This is a genomic window from Neoroseomonas soli (assembly GCF_018129065.1).
In the GTDB taxonomy this organism is placed as follows: domain Bacteria; phylum Pseudomonadota; class Alphaproteobacteria; order Acetobacterales; family Acetobacteraceae; genus Neoroseomonas; species Neoroseomonas soli.
This window is the reverse complement of record NZ_JAAEDM010000008.1, coordinates 87,457-101,012: the sequence shown is the minus strand read 5'-3', so window position 1 is coordinate 101,012 and position 13,556 is coordinate 87,457. Positions and strand designations below refer to the sequence as shown.

Here is a 13,556-nt window from a genome sequence, read left to right as displayed (position 1 = left end):
GCTTCGCCGTCTTCCTGCCGAAATCCGTTGGCGGAGCGGTCGAGATTGCGACCATCACGAAGCATGAGGGCTTCCGCTGGGTGCAGCGGAAGAGCTTCCACCTGCCCGATGAGCCGCGGGAGCGCTGACGCCGCTTCAGGGACCTTGATCCGCCGGCGCCGGTCGGCGTTGTTGTCTCAAGCCATATCCGCCGCTTCCCTTGATTGCGTCTGCTCAAGCTGCGGCCCGAACCATCGCCCCCAGATGTGCCCTGCCCGCGATGTCTGCGGGAGACCGTGCAATCTGACCAGCCCATCGCCATATCTGAAGATCAGGCTGCCGGCCTTGCCCCCACGTCTCTTCCAGCGACAGGTCGATCGCCATGCCTCGCCGGCGGCCTCGATGGCCGTCGTCAACCCGCGCCTCCTCGGCGCCAATGACAACAACCTCGGAGACATCGGTCATGGACAAGGACAGGATCATCGGATCGGCGAAGCAGGTCGAGGGCTCCGTCAAGGAAGCCGTCGGCAAGGCCATCGGCGACGCTAAACTGCAGGTGGACGGCAGGGCGGAGAAGGCGGAGGGCAAGGCCCAGAACCTTCTGGGGGCCCTTAAGGACACCCTGAAGCCGTAGCGCGGCGCGGCTCCGCTCATGTGACGTGGCGGAGCCAACCTCCGCCCGCAAGCGGATGAAACCAAGCCGCCCGGAAAGGAAGTGCGTGAAGCGGCTGCTGGAAGCAGCTGGCAATCGCGCCGTGGCATTCAGGATCAGCGTCCGTAACCCTCTCGCAGTCGATCGATCACGCTGAGCGGCCTGGGTCGCGGCAGCTTCGCCGCCTGGCGGCGCGCATAGACCTCGTTGAGCAGGATCTCGCCGTCGGCTGCACGCTCCAGTGTCAGCCGCCGGTTGAAGATGCCCGCCGATCCCGGGTGCCGCCCGATCAGGACGATGCCGGCCAGCGGCAGCAGGTCCACTATCAAGTGCAGCATCACATCGGCTGAGGCCGGGTCGAGCGCATCCGTCGCATCGCCCAGCACGATCCAGCGTGGACGCAACAGGATGATCCGCGCGAAGGACAGCCGCTGCACTTCCGCCGCGGTCAGCATGCGAACCCAGTCTCCCGCTTCGTCCAGCCGCGACGAGAGATGCGCGAGGCCAACGCTGGCGAGGGCGGCTTGCAGCGCCGCATCATCGTGACATTCCGCCGCCTCCGGGAAGGCAAGCGCCTGGCGCAATGAACCTTGCGGCAGGAACGGCCACGGGCCGACGGCGATCATCCCGTCATCGGCCGGCAGGTCCACGCGGCCGCGCCCCCAGGGCCAGATGCCGGCCAGCACGCGGAATAGCGCACTCGCCGCCTCGGGGTCGCCATCCACCAGCACATGCTCGCCCGGTTCCACCTTCAGGCTGAGGTCGGACAGCATGGCGGTGCCGTCGGGTGACGCGACCCACAGATCCCGGACACCGAGCTGCGACGTCGGCACGCGGTCCAGGTTGATCGCGGTCTCCCCCCTGCGCGCGGCTTCCAGGGCGACGATGCGGACCGCCTCGTCGAGCATCAGCACGCGCTCCACCGAGGCGCGCCATCCGGCGATCAGGGCCAGGTTGTCGACCGGCCAGGACAAGGCCGCCGTGACCTGCTGGAACGCCTGCCCCGACTGCATCAGGCGACCGAGGGAGAGCGCGCCCTCAAGGAAGCGCGGCGTGCCGACGAGGATGGGAAGCACGCCCGCGAGGGCCACATAGCCGGAGGAGAAGGCCAGCAGCCTCGCCAGGCCGACGGATTGGTCGCGCCAGGATTGCGCGATGGTCTCGAAGACGGTCTCGAGCCGTTCGCGCTCCAGGGGTTCGCCGCGTGCGACGGCGATGGGCTCGCCGCTCTCATGCGCGCGCACCAGGCTGAAGCGGAACTCCGCCTCCCTCGTCTGCCGCGTATCGGTGGCGCGCACGAGCGGGCGGCCGAGCAGGAAGGCGATGACCGCACCCATGCCGGCGTAGCCGAAGGCGAGCGCGACGAGATGCCCGGGCACATCCAGCCCCGCCACACGGATCCAGCCCGACAGCGACCACAGGATGCCGACGAAGGTCACCAGCAGAAGCATGCAGTAGAACAGGCTGCTGGCCAGATCGATGGCGACCTCCGTGGCGATGCGGATGTCCTCGGCGATGCGCCCGTCCGGATTGGCGTGGTCGCCGGGGATGAGGTCGGCCTGGTAGTGCCGCGCATCCTCCATCCAGTCGCCAATGACCCGCGCCGTCAGCCAGCGTCGCCAATCGAATTGCAGCCGCCGGCGAACCACCAGGTGCGCCGTGTTGGTCGCCATGGTTCCGAGCAGGATGAGGACAAAGATGCCGATCTGGTCCATGGCGCGGTCGGTCGAGTGCCGTTCCAGCGCATCGAACAGATCGGCGCTCCAGATGTTGAGCCGGATCGCGAGCAGGACCTGCGCGACGACGAGCAACGCGAGCGCGGCCGTCAGCAGGCGCGGGCGCCAGCGCATCGGCCCTGTCCAGTAGGGGCCGGCGATCCTGGTGAAGTCGCGGAAGAACCGCTGCGGGTGGCTCGGTTCGGCGCTGCTGCTCATCGAACCCCCTTCCTGGCGTCGACGATCCGGGGCAGGCAGGACCCAGGGCGGATCATATGGGATGGGTGGAGCGCGCGAGCCCGCACCTGCATCCCGTGGTGGACCAGGCGCGTCAGATGGTGGCGCCGAAACGCCGCCCGATGCCCACCAGGGGCGCCATCGCCCGCGACGCCGGGGAGAACACGCGAGACCGACGCGCTGGCCGGTGCCGCCGCCATGCGCACGGGCATCGCCAGGTACAGGCGAAGGCGCTTCATCCGGCATCTCGCGAGGCGCTGCTGGCCGGGCAGGATCGACGAGCCAGGAACCTATCTCTCCTGGATGGTGACCCCGCGTGGGCCGATGCTGATGTCGACGCCGGACCGGTGCTGCTCCTGGTAGTACCAGTAGCCGAGGACACCGGCGCCAATGCCGAGCACGCCGATCACGATGACGAGTAGATTGCGATTCATTGTCGTTTGTCGCCTTCAGGCTCGAAGATCGGGCCGCGCGGGGCGTTCCCGATCATTCCGTGAAGGGCCTATGGGCACAGCAACAGTGCCCGCAGCCCGGAACACCACGCTCGACGAGGCCGAACTCCGCGCATCAGCGAAGATACCCCGTCCGATGCCCGGCCAGGGCCAGCTCAGATCCGGCCGAGCAGCACGAGAATGAGGACGACGATCAGGACCGCGCCGAGGACGCCGACGCCACCATGGCCGTAGCCATACCCGTAGCCGCCGACCACGCCGGTGAAGCCCCCGAGCAAGGCGATGACGAGGATGATAAGCAGGATCATTCCGAGCGACATGGTGTCTTCTCCTTCTCCTGATTGAATGCACGGCTACCGATGATGGTCTTCCGCGTGCGCCGCGACGCGCGACGGTCAGCTGCTGGCTAATAGTTCCGGTTGTCGCGATATCCGCTGCTGTTCCCGGAGTAATAGGGCTGCCGCGACTGTTGCGACTGGCCGTAGAGGTAGCCGCCGCCGGCGCCGACACCCGCGCCGAGCAGGGCGCCGAGCCCGGCATTGCCGCTAAAGGAACCGACGACGCCGCCGAGGGCCGCCCCGCCCAGGGCGCCGATGCCCATGCTCTGCTGCGTGGGCGTCATGTTGGCGCAGGACGCCAGGCCGAGACTGCCGAGCAGAAGGAGGACGTGTCGCGATGATGGACGCATGATCGTCTCCTGTGTCTCAGCGCGTGCGTCGCGAGGCAGGTGCCCGCGCCACCGGTGCAGGCGGGCAAGGAAAATTCTGCTGAGCCCAGCGCAGGAGACCGTCGAGCGCCGGCTCATTCCCGAAGCGCGGGTTCTCGCGTGCCCAGGCGGCGAAGGCGATGCCCGACTGGGCCACAGTCGGCCCCGGCACCGGCACGCAGAACAGAGGCCGCGCCGGCCCGCCCTGCGGATACAGCAGCGCGTGGTACTGACCGAAGCTGGTGAGGAAGCCCTGGCAGTAGGCGATTGCCTCCAGGCGCGGCACACTGCCCCAGGCGGGATCGCAGACGGCGGCGAGTTCGCTCGCGGTCTGGACATGGGTGACGATGGCCGGGGTGGGCGCTCCTTGTGCCATCGCATCCGGGGCCGGGACCACGGAACAACCGAGCGTCATGGCCAGTGCAACTGCGGTGACGGTTCGCATGACTATCTTCTCCAATGTTGTGGGCGTCGTCGGTTCAGCCGGGCCAGTGCCTTCTCCGCCGGACGCCCTTGCCGAGGTGCGCGTTCCCGCCGGGGTGAGCCCATCACGGGCATCCCTGCTGGGCGGCTGTCAGTCATTGTCGCGTCCGTAACCGCGGCCTGGCGGGTTGTGGTGGCCCGGCGGGCTGTTGCGGTTGGGATTGTTGCTGCGGCTTTGCCCGTAGTCGGGTCTCGGCCTGTAATTGGGAGGCGATCTGTAGTTCGCGGGTGGCCTGTAGTTGGGGCCGGGTCTGAAGGTATTGCCCTGCCACGACCGATGGGACTGGTCGTACAGATACCCGCTCGAGGGGTTGGGGTAGCGGTAAGGTGTCACGAAGCCCGTACCGCCGCTGAAGGTGCTGCCGTATGGCTGGCCGTAATATCCGTCGTTCACGCCGACGCAGCCGGTGAGCCCGAGACCCGCGATCAGCAGCAGGGCAGGACGTAGCGAGCGCATGGTGGTCTCCTCCGGCTCAACATGTGTTGGCGACGCGGGTGCCCGCGCTAACGCGAGCCAGTTGTCCCGAGCGCACGATTGACCGCGCGCCCTGCCGCCGTGCCAGGCGGGTTTCCCGGCATGCCGTCGGACTGCATCGGGTAGGCGCCGGAGACATTGGTGCCGGCCGCGCGATCCAGGCTGCGCTCGGCCGCCGTGCCGGGCGGGTTTGCGGGGCTAGCCTGCTGATGGTCGCAGCCTGCCGTGCCGAGGGCGAGCACGCCGACTGCAAGAATTCGGATGGATGCCATGAAGACTCCTCCTTTTCCATTTCATGTTTATATAGACAGCAGCGCCGGACACTAGATGAGCGGAATTGCCCGACCGCATTAATCAAATCTATTGGAAGTTCTCTCGGCACATATTTTGTTTCCTTTTTATAGCAGAATAATTCAGTCGGATTGATCTGAATCAATTTCCTGCAAACTCTTGACGGCGCCCAAGGCGGCCAGTCGTCAGCATAGTCCCTGCAGCAGGAGCAGATCGGTGGGTCGATTGCTTCGGGCTGCCAGGCTGCCCGAGCCATTGCCTAGTGGGCCGGCGCCAGGCTCATAACGAGGTCGAGGATTCGCTTGCGCAGCGTCGGATCGGGAACGGTGTGGTACGCCCGCACCAGTTTCAGCGTCTCGCGCCGGTGCAGCGTATCGTTCTCGATCTCGTTCCAGGCCTCGGCGGGGAGCAAGCCGCGCGGCGGCGTCGCTCGACCGTCCAACGCGGTCGGCAAGGCGTCAAAGAAGTAGGAAATCGGCACATCGAGGGCGCGCGCGGCGCCATGCAGTCGGCCGGCTGCAATCCGATTCATGCCGCGCTCGAACTTCTGGATCTGCTGGAAGGTGATGCCGAGCTCCTCCGCCAACGCCTTCTGGCTCATGCCGAGAAGCTGGCGCCTTAGCCGTATCCGGGCACCGACATGGATGTCGATGGGATGCGGAACGCGTCCGCGCGCGGCTTGGGCGACTGGAATCGTCAGGTGGGGTATCGTCGTGGCGGCACCATTGGGCCCCCGCTCCAGTGATCCGGTGACATCCGGTGCATTGGGTGTGGCAAGCCCTGCCAGTCGCGCGGCCAGCCTGCTGCGAAGGCCGGCACGATCGACAAGATCGAGCGCGGGCTTTCCCATGTCGGTGATACGTTCTTCAGCCTGTCCGGCCAGAGACTTCATCGTCGCGCCTCGCCAATCGCTATCTATGTCTCCTGTTGAAACTGCAGACAGCCGTGACGGTTCCCAACGCATCGATTTTTTTTGCACGGCTAAGGCCTACCGCTTGTCGTCTTTGATGCGGGCGAAGCCGCGATCCTTGTCGTCCATGGACGTCCGGCATTGCGAGGTGAGGCGGCACTTCCGCGCCGCAGAGAAGCTTGGGTGGCCGTGCAGACGCGATGCTCTCATCGGGTCCGACATCGTCTGCTTGGCGACCGGCGTCACCGCGCAGACCAGCGCCGCGATCGAGGAGGCCCCCGGCTCCTAGGCTTGCTGCGCGAGCACCAAGCGATAGACCGCGACGAAGTGGCACCCCGCGGCGACAAGCACGAACAGGTGCCAGAGGGCATTGTGGTACCGAAGCCGCGTCGACAGGTGCATGAGAACGCCGGAGCTGTAGAGCAGGCCGCCCGCCGCGAGCAGAACCATGTCGGGCGTCCGCAATGCATCGAGCAGTGGTCCGATGGCCGCCATGCCGACCCAGCCGAGCGCGAGATAGGCGAGCACCGACAGGCGCTCGAAGCGGCCCGGCGCCAGGAACTTTACCGCGGCGCCCGCAACAGCGCCCGCCCACACGACGGACAGAAGGCTCCAGCCCCATGGGCCGGGCATGGCGAGCACGATCACAGGCGTGTAGGTCCCGGCGATCATCACGAAGATCGCCGCATGGTCGAGCCGCCGAAACCGGCCCTTCCAGCGACCCTCCTTCACGAGATGGTAGACTGCCGAGCTGCCGAGCATGGCGAGCAGCCCGATGCCGTAGAGACCCACCGCCACGCTGACCAGGATGCTGCGCGACTGATGCCCGGCCACCGCCAGCGCAGAGCAGGCGATGAGCGCGGCGGACATTCCGAGGAGGTGGATGCCGCTATCGGCCAGCCGCTCCCCGCGGGTGTAAACACAGGCCCCGTTCATGGGACCGCGATCCGCGACGCTGAACGTCGCGAAACCATCACAGGAAGCGCGGAAGCACGTTCCGCGCGAGCAGGATCGTGCGATCGAGCGCAGCCTCGGAGAATTCGTCCTGTCGAGCCGCGTTCGGGTGGCATCCATGCACGAGGAGATTGCCGGAGGCCTTGTCGTGGAACCACCAGAGGCTGCTTGCCTTGTCGTGCTCGCCGAGCCAAGCCGGTGCGCCATCGAGTGCCTCGCCAAGGATCCCGAAGTCGTCGAGCGCACCCACATAGACGAGGCTGTCCCGGAGATGTCCGAGTTCCTCTCGCAGCGCCGCGGCGCAGGCATGCTGCTGGCGCTCGACCAGTTCGGCGGGCCAGGTCTCCGGGCTGCCTGTGCTCCAGCCGATCTTGAGGAGATTCGACCACCCCCATCGGTCCGAGGTTGTGTCGTAGGATCCGCCGAGCAGCGCTCGCGTCAGCCGGTCCAGGAACAGCCACACCGGCGTATGCGCCAGAGCGTGCGGCCCACGATCGCAAAGCCGGGCAGCCCTCTCGTGGCAGGCCTCGTATGTCTGCTCGCGGTCCGCGCCGTAGGAACCGTCGGTGCCGGCGCCGACCCAATAGATGCCGTGCCTCGCGGCGAGCTGGTGGCCGGACCACGGGAGAAAGAGTCCTGCGACGCCTGCCTGATCTGAAGTCGCCGACGCAAATCCCTGATCGACGAGCTGCCGGCGGAGTTGTGTGAGGCGCTCGAAGGTCGGGCGCGCCATAAAGGTTGTCATCGGTCGCACCTCGACGAGGGAATTCTCATGCGGTGGCCCATCGGTGAGATCGAGAGCCGTGCATCTCTCGGCCGCGCGCGATTGGATGTCTGCCGATGGGGCTTATCTCCGCGCATGCGGCGCAAACGCCACCATCGTTCTAGATGGTGACGCCGAGACGCTGGAGAAGCCCGGATCGATGCAACTGGCTGTCTGGATGTGGCGACCTGCGCGTTTGGTCAGGCCAGGCTGCCGGCACCTCGACGGAGGAAGGGCTACGGGTCATAGCGCAGTCGCTGTCACCGGCCCGGCCAGGGCCGAGACGTTGCCCTCGGCCGAGATGGCGCGCAGCCAGTACCAGCGGGTGTCGCCGGTGGTCAGGCCGGTCCGGTCCCAGCAGAGGCTGGTCGGCTCGCTGGGCAGCTTCGTCGCCGCGGCGAGGCTGCTTGAGCTGGCCTCGAACACCTGCAGCCGCACGGCATCGGGCGGGACGCCGCCGGAGAGGCGGATGCCGCCGGCGATGGCACTTGCGGTGGGCGTCGTCACCGCGGCCGTACGAGGGCCTGCCGCCAGCCGGACACCGCGCCACTGCGGGCCATGGCGCGCACCCGGAACTCGTGCGCCTCGCGGCCGGAGATATAAGTCCATGGACGAGTTCCGCACCCATGAGCAGCGCATACGCAGAAAGCTCCGGCGGATGGAGCACGACGACAAGCATGAAGCCGCCAAAAGCACTCTTGAGGAGGCCATCCGTGCCGCCCGAACCCGTCTCAACGAGACGCATCCGGATCTCCCGCCGGAGGAAGTCGAGCGGCGCGTTCAGGCCATGCGTGAACGTGGCCTGAGGCCAACGACCGCGACCCTGAAGCCGTCGCCGGGAATCCCCGCCGACGTCCTTGCGGCACGAAAGGCCGCGAGGAAAGCCGAGGTCGCCAAACGGCGATCCGCGCGTCGAGGATGATCAGGGCTGGGGCTGTGCATCAGCCCCAGCCCTCCTCGATGCGTCGAGGGACAGCGTCGGATGACCTCATGATCGCAAGGGTGGGTGCCGGGGACGTGGCGCCGGATCGGTGTTCGACCCGTCGGCGGCCAGCGTGGTCAGGGCCGTCATGCGTGGCGTCCGGTCCTCATCGAGGAACCATCATGCGGCCGTCGCGCGAACGCCCCGGACTGCCCAGATGGTGCCCAACCGAACGCCCGAAAACACCGCGCGCCCGATGGAGCCCATCGGGTGCAAACTGGCGGAAATCTGCGGAAAAAATGGAGCAGCGGTGGGAACCCGGGAACGAAATTCTCTGGGACGTATCGCCCGGCGGACAGCGTGCACCCGGGCTTGTTGAGCGTCCCGCAATTCGCCTGGGGTCGGCCGTCCAGGCGCTTGTCGCGGTTCAATCTTTGAGAAGCACGGAGTAGGGCGTGGTGGACGTCGAGAGCGCGCCTGCGGAAGATGTTCCCTCGGCACGGCGTCTGCCCCAAAATGGAACGGATGAGAATGTGCGGCGATGGCGCCAACGACACGATCTGATCAGGATCAACGGCGCCGCCGAAGTGCGCTCCGCTCGCTGGGCATCGCTTCCGGTGCTGCCTTTGCCGGGGGCGTCGCGGTCGTCGGGGTGCAATATGCGCTGGGCCTGGTCAGCGCCGGCTACCCGCCAGTCGTGCAAGCGCTCCTTTGCGAGGCCGAAGGCGGGCATGGGGCCGCCGCCGTCGCTCTGGCTTCCGACCTCGGCTCTGTCGTGCCCGTCATTGAGTTTGCCGCTGGCAGCACCGTTGCATGCCGCATAGATGCGCCGGGCGCCGACTATGCGACCTGGAGCGTGGTCGGCCCGGCGGGCGGCACCCGCTCCGGCCCGATCGACTCGACGCTACCATGCCAATCACCAGAGGATTTTGCCAACCAGGACACATCGACGTTGCGGCTGTCCGCCTGCCAACGGATGCGCGTCGAGCGGCCTGGCCTCCATCTTCTCTCGGTCACGGTGATGCTCCGCGGGCAGCATGCAACAGATCGCGCCCGGATGGTGATCCGGGTGATGTCGGAGGCCGTCCCGGCGCCAGCGACGCCCGGCCCGCGACGAGAGCGCCTGCAGGTCACGCTGCGTTTGCCGCCAATGGAAACGGAGGACGTGCGCGAGGCAGACCTCTCCGCCTCCTTCGGTGAGCACGGGCTAGTACCGCAGGGCAGGGCTTTCGAGCGCACGGTCTACAGGCTGGCGTCCGCAGAGGAATTCGTCTCCGCGACCTTCCGCGTACGCAGCGCCGCCAATGCGTCCGCAGTGCGGGTTGCATACGTGCCACAGACCCGCACGGTAACAGCCACCTTCACCCTGCGCAGCGGCTCCATCATTGATCGCTGGCGTGGATGGGTCTCCGGCACCGTCGCGATCACGGTCCGGAGACAAGAGCAGGCACGCGAGGTCGAACTGCCGGAGGCCGACCTCGCCGTTCCAGGCCGAGCGGACGTGCCTCTGCCCGAAGGCTTGGACGCCAATCGGGCGCGAATCCTGCTGCGGCGACCGGAGACAGCGACCGCCATCGAGGTAGGGCCGGGCGGTACTGCGCAACTCGATCGCGCGCGCATCTCGGCGCGGATCAGCAACGGTACACTCGTGCTCGAGGCCGGGTCGGAGTGAGTACTCTTCAATGCCGGTCGTTCATCCTGCGCCGGTAAAGCAGCCAGTAGACGCCCGCCACCAGGACCGCGCCGCCCACGATATTGCCGAGCGTCACGGCCATGAGGTTCCGGGCAGCGCCGAATATGTCCAGCGCGGCGAAGAGTGCGGGGTCGACCCGTATGGCCTGCCAGAAGCCCTCCGCTGCGGTTGCCTTGATCAGGAGGCCGAAGGGGATGAAGTACATGTTCGCGACCGCGTGCTCGAAGCCTGCGGCGACGAAAGCCGCGATCGGCAGGACGACGACGAGCAGGCGATGCGCCGGCAGGCGGCTCGATAGCGAGAGCCATACCGCCATGCAGACCAGCGTGTTGCAGAGCACTCCGAGGAGGAAGGCGCGGCCGAAGGGCAGTGCCGCCTTGGTCTCTGCCGTGCGCAGCGCCGTGAGGCCGACCTGGCCGCCGCCGAACAGGTGGTGCTCCGCCAAGATGACGAGCACGGCGGTGCCGACCGCACCCGCCAGATTGCCCAGCCAGACCAGCGCCCAGGCGCGCAGCACGCGCAGCAGCCCGAGCCGTCCGCTCGCCCAGGCCATCACCATCAGCACGTCACCGGTGAAGATCTGCGCCCCGCCCAGGAGTACCAGCGCCAGGCCGAGCGCGAAGACGAGGCCCGCCACGACGCGTGCCAAACCGAAGGGCAACGCACCCTCCGCTCCCGTGAGGGCGATGTTCGAAAAGATCGCTCCGAACGCGATGAACGCGCCGCCGAGGACGCCCAGCGTCAGCAGCGTGATGCTGTCCTGCCCCGCCTTGGCGGCGCCGTCGGCTTCCGCCTTGGCGGCGATCTCCGGCGGCAGGCGGCCCTCGATCCCCGCCAGCGCTGCCGGGCGTGTGTCCGGCACGCGCGTTCAGCCGCCCAGCGCGATCAGTCCGATGATCTGCACCGCAATGACCTTCACGATGGTCGCCGAGGGGAAGATCATCGCGTAGCCAATGTCCGGCCGCTCGGTCGGCGCCATGCGCGTTGCGTAGACGAGGATCGCGGGATTGCCGGTGGCGCCGGAGGCGACCCCGAGCAGGTCGTCGTAGGGCAGCTTCAACACGTAGAGACCCACCCCCAGCACAATGGCCACGGTGGTCAGCAGCACCAGCCCGCCGATGATCAGCAGCAACGGCCCCTGCGAGGCGACGGTGGTGACGAAGGCCTGGCCCGAATTGATACCGACCGCCGCCAGGAACAGCGTCAGGCCGAAGTTGCGCAGCACGATGTTGGCCGGCAGCGGCATGACCCAGGAGATCGGCCCGGTGCGCCGCAGCCGCCCGAGGATGAGCGCCACGATGAGCGGACCGCCGCCGATGCCCAGCGTGACCGTGCCGACCCCTGGCACGGGGATCGGCACCAGGCCCAGGAGGACACCGAGCACCATGCCGAAGCCGACCGAGACGTAAGAGAACTCTGCGGCTGACTTCTCCGTGTCACCGAAATGCGTGCGCGCCTTGGCAATCTGGTCCGTCGGAACCAGCACGCCGACGCGATCGCCGATCTCGAGCATCAGGTCCGGCGACGGGACCAGATCCACATCGTAGCGACGGACATGGAGGATGCGGATCTCGGTGCCCGCGGGCATCTGAATCTCGTCCAGCTTGCGCCCCGTCAGCGCCGCCTTGGAGACGAAGAAACGCTGGTATGACAGGTCCGCCCGGTCCTTGGCGATCCGCCCTGGGTCGAGCCGGCCCAGCAGTGTGGCGGTCTCTTGAATGGCCTCCGCGCGGTCCGTGGCAATCATCAGCGCGTCGCCGACGTGCAATTCAAGGGCCGCGTCCGGCAGGCGGTTGTGGTGTTCCTGCCGCACAGTCGCGACCTGAACGCCCTCGGGCAGCAGCGCCATCAGCTTGCCGAGCGTGCCGCCGTCCTCGGGCAGGCGTTCGATCGTGATCTCGCCCATGTGGAAGCGGGCTGGCTTGGGCGGGAAAGTAGGCTTCACCTTCCGGGTCAGGAAGTAGAAGCAGAGGATCGGTCCGATGACGCCGAATGGATAGGCGACCGAGTAGCCGATGGAGGGTTCGTTGTTCTTCATCGCGTCGAGCGCGGCCTGCAGCGTCGCCGTGCTGGTCATTGAGCCGGCGAAGAGGCCGAGCGTGTGGCCGAGCCTCACGCCGAAGACCCAGCCGAAGAACAGCGCGACCAGTAGCCCGGCCACGACGGCGACGAGGGCGAGCAGGTTGTAGATGCGTCCCGGCCCTGTCAGGCCCTCGAAGAACTGACGCCCATAGAGGATGCCGATACCGTAGAGGAACATGATCAGCCCAATGAGACCAATCGGCCCGGCGACCTGTGCCTTGGGCGCGATGGCGCCAAGGAACAGACCGACAAACAGCACCGCCCCAATGCCGAGCGAGAAGCCGAGGATGTTGATCTGCCCGACGGCATAGCCGAGCCCGACCGCCAGGAAGATTGCAAGGATCGGCTGCGTGCCGATGAGGTCGCTGACGAAGGTCATCATTCCGGTCGTTCCCCCTGGGTCAGCGTGCTTTGCAGCCGGCGGCGCGGAAGATCTCGAGCGCCGCCTGCACCTGTTCATGGGTCGGTGTCGGTGTGTCGTTGAGCTTGTAGTCGAGCCCGAGCGCCTTCCACTTGAATGCGCCCATCTGGTGGAAGGGCAGCACCTCCACCCATTCGACGTTTTTCATGGGCGCGACGAACTCCGCCACCTTGCGGATGTTGTCCGGCGCGTCCGTCAGGCCCGGCACCAGCACGAAGCGCACCCAGACGGCCTTGTTCATTGCAGCCAGGCGCTCGGCGAAGCGCAGCGTGGGCGCCAGCTCAACCCCGGTCACCTTGCGGTAGGTGTCCGCATCGCCGCTCTTGATGTCGAGAATCACCAGGTCGACGTTCTGCAGGTAGTCGTCATCGGCGCGATGGCCGAGGAAGCCCGAGGTGTCGAGCGCCGTGTGCAGCCCCATCGACTTCGCCGCGGCGAAAAGGCCGTGGGTGAAGCCGATCTGCACCAGTGGCTCCCCGCCCGAGATGGTCAGCCCGCCGCCCATTGCCCGGAGCGCCGGCGCGAAGTCGTGCAGGCGCCGGATGGCGTGGGACAGCTCGATCAGCGTGCCGTCCTTCAGCTTCCAGGTGTCGGGGTTGTGGCAGTACTGGCAGCGCAGGAAGCAGCCCGACATGAACAGCATGAGGCGCACGCCCGGCCCGTCCACGGTGGAGCCGGTCTCGTAGGAATGCACCCAGCCATGGGATTCTTTCGGGCCCTCGAAGCCCTCGGTTTCGGGGGCATCGGGGGCCTGGTTGGTGCGAAGGTCGTAGCGGCTGCCTACCTTCACCATCCCTTCGACTTCGCGCATGACCGCGCCC

The 13,556-nt window shown here is 67.2% G+C and carries 17 protein-coding genes; 3 read left to right on the top strand and 14 right to left on the bottom strand.

The window, feature by feature from the left end; all coding sequences use genetic code 11:
* The first annotated feature begins 442 nt into the window (after nt 1-442).
* Nucleotides 443-613, top strand: coding sequence for a CsbD family protein (locus GXW76_RS05375; protein WP_211860960.1), 171 nt, complete (start codon nt 443-445; stop codon nt 611-613).
* 134 nt (nt 614-747) lie between these two features.
* Here GXW76_RS05375 and GXW76_RS05370 read toward each other — a convergent pair whose 3' ends face one another.
* From GXW76_RS05370 to GXW76_RS05320, 11 genes are all read right to left on the bottom strand, one after another.
* Nucleotides 748-2,565, bottom strand: a complete 1,818-nt coding sequence (locus GXW76_RS05370) for an ABC transporter ATP-binding protein/permease (protein ID WP_211860959.1) — start codon at nt 2,563-2,565, stop codon at nt 748-750.
* A gap of 308 nt (nt 2,566-2,873) precedes the next feature.
* A complete protein-coding gene (locus tag GXW76_RS05365) occupies nt 2,874-3,017 on the bottom strand; it encodes a hypothetical protein (RefSeq protein WP_211860958.1) in 144 nt (47 codons plus the stop codon).
* A 173-nt stretch (nt 3,018-3,190) separates the two neighbouring features.
* A complete protein-coding gene (locus tag GXW76_RS05360) occupies nt 3,191-3,355 on the bottom strand; it encodes a DUF3309 family protein (protein ID WP_211860957.1) in 165 nt (54 codons plus the stop codon).
* A gap of 86 nt (nt 3,356-3,441) precedes the next feature.
* Nucleotides 3,442-3,723, bottom strand: coding sequence for a glycine zipper domain-containing protein (locus GXW76_RS05355; RefSeq protein WP_211860956.1), 282 nt, complete (start codon nt 3,721-3,723; stop codon nt 3,442-3,444).
* A gap of 16 nt (nt 3,724-3,739) precedes the next feature.
* Nucleotides 3,740-4,186: a Rap1a/Tai family immunity protein gene (locus GXW76_RS05350; protein WP_211860955.1), complete on the bottom strand. Its 447-nt coding sequence runs from the start codon at nt 4,184-4,186 to the stop codon at nt 3,740-3,742.
* Between the two features lie 129 nt (nt 4,187-4,315).
* Nucleotides 4,316-4,681: a hypothetical protein gene (locus GXW76_RS05345; protein WP_211860954.1), complete on the bottom strand. Its 366-nt coding sequence runs from the start codon at nt 4,679-4,681 to the stop codon at nt 4,316-4,318.
* Nucleotides 4,682-4,728: 47 nt separating this feature from the next.
* Nucleotides 4,729-4,971: a hypothetical protein gene (locus GXW76_RS05340; protein WP_246513936.1), complete on the bottom strand. Its 243-nt coding sequence runs from the start codon at nt 4,969-4,971 to the stop codon at nt 4,729-4,731.
* 278 nt (nt 4,972-5,249) lie between these two features.
* Nucleotides 5,250-5,591 (bottom strand): helix-turn-helix domain-containing protein, encoded by a 342-nt coding sequence (locus GXW76_RS26310; RefSeq protein WP_456307100.1) that lies wholly within the window; start codon nt 5,589-5,591, stop codon nt 5,250-5,252.
* 594 nt (nt 5,592-6,185) lie between these two features.
* Entirely contained in the window at nt 6,186-6,836 is a 651-nt protein-coding gene (gene trhA, locus GXW76_RS05330; protein WP_211860953.1) for a PAQR family membrane homeostasis protein TrhA, read from the bottom strand.
* Nucleotides 6,837-6,873: 37 nt separating this feature from the next.
* Nucleotides 6,874-7,587 carry a hypothetical protein gene (locus GXW76_RS05325; protein WP_211860952.1) on the bottom strand — a complete coding sequence of 238 codons (714 nt, stop codon included), beginning with the start codon at nt 7,585-7,587 and terminating at the stop codon, nt 6,874-6,876.
* 273 nt (nt 7,588-7,860) lie between these two features.
* Nucleotides 7,861-8,124 (bottom strand): hypothetical protein, encoded by a 264-nt coding sequence (locus GXW76_RS05320; protein ID WP_211860951.1) that lies wholly within the window; start codon nt 8,122-8,124, stop codon nt 7,861-7,863.
* Between the two features lie 100 nt (nt 8,125-8,224).
* Between GXW76_RS05320 and GXW76_RS05315 the strand changes: the two genes are divergently transcribed.
* Nucleotides 8,225-8,539: a hypothetical protein gene (locus GXW76_RS05315; RefSeq protein ID WP_211860950.1), complete on the top strand. Its 315-nt coding sequence runs from the start codon at nt 8,225-8,227 to the stop codon at nt 8,537-8,539.
* Between the two features lie 541 nt (nt 8,540-9,080).
* Nucleotides 9,081-10,211: a hypothetical protein gene (locus GXW76_RS05310; protein ID WP_211860949.1), complete on the top strand. Its 1,131-nt coding sequence runs from the start codon at nt 9,081-9,083 to the stop codon at nt 10,209-10,211.
* Nucleotides 10,212-10,218: 7 nt separating this feature from the next.
* On the opposite strand, the gene GXW76_RS05305 is transcribed toward GXW76_RS05310, so the two are convergent.
* The 3 genes from GXW76_RS05305 to pflA are packed head-to-tail and all read right to left on the bottom strand — an operon-like array spanning nt 10,219 to nt 13,546.
* The gene (locus tag GXW76_RS05305) at nt 10,219-11,094 is read right to left on the bottom strand and encodes a formate/nitrite transporter family protein (RefSeq protein WP_211860948.1); all 876 of its coding nucleotides are present in this window, start codon (nt 11,092-11,094) and stop codon (nt 10,219-10,221) included.
* 6 nt (nt 11,095-11,100) lie between these two features.
* Nucleotides 11,101-12,696, bottom strand: coding sequence for an aspartate:alanine exchanger family transporter (locus GXW76_RS05300; protein ID WP_211860947.1), 1,596 nt, complete (start codon nt 12,694-12,696; stop codon nt 11,101-11,103).
* 19 nt (nt 12,697-12,715) lie between these two features.
* Complete coding sequence (pflA, locus tag GXW76_RS05295; protein WP_246513935.1) at nt 12,716-13,546, bottom strand: pyruvate formate-lyase-activating protein; 831 nt, start codon at nt 13,544-13,546, stop codon at nt 12,716-12,718.
* Nucleotides 13,547-13,556 lie beyond the last annotated feature (10 nt).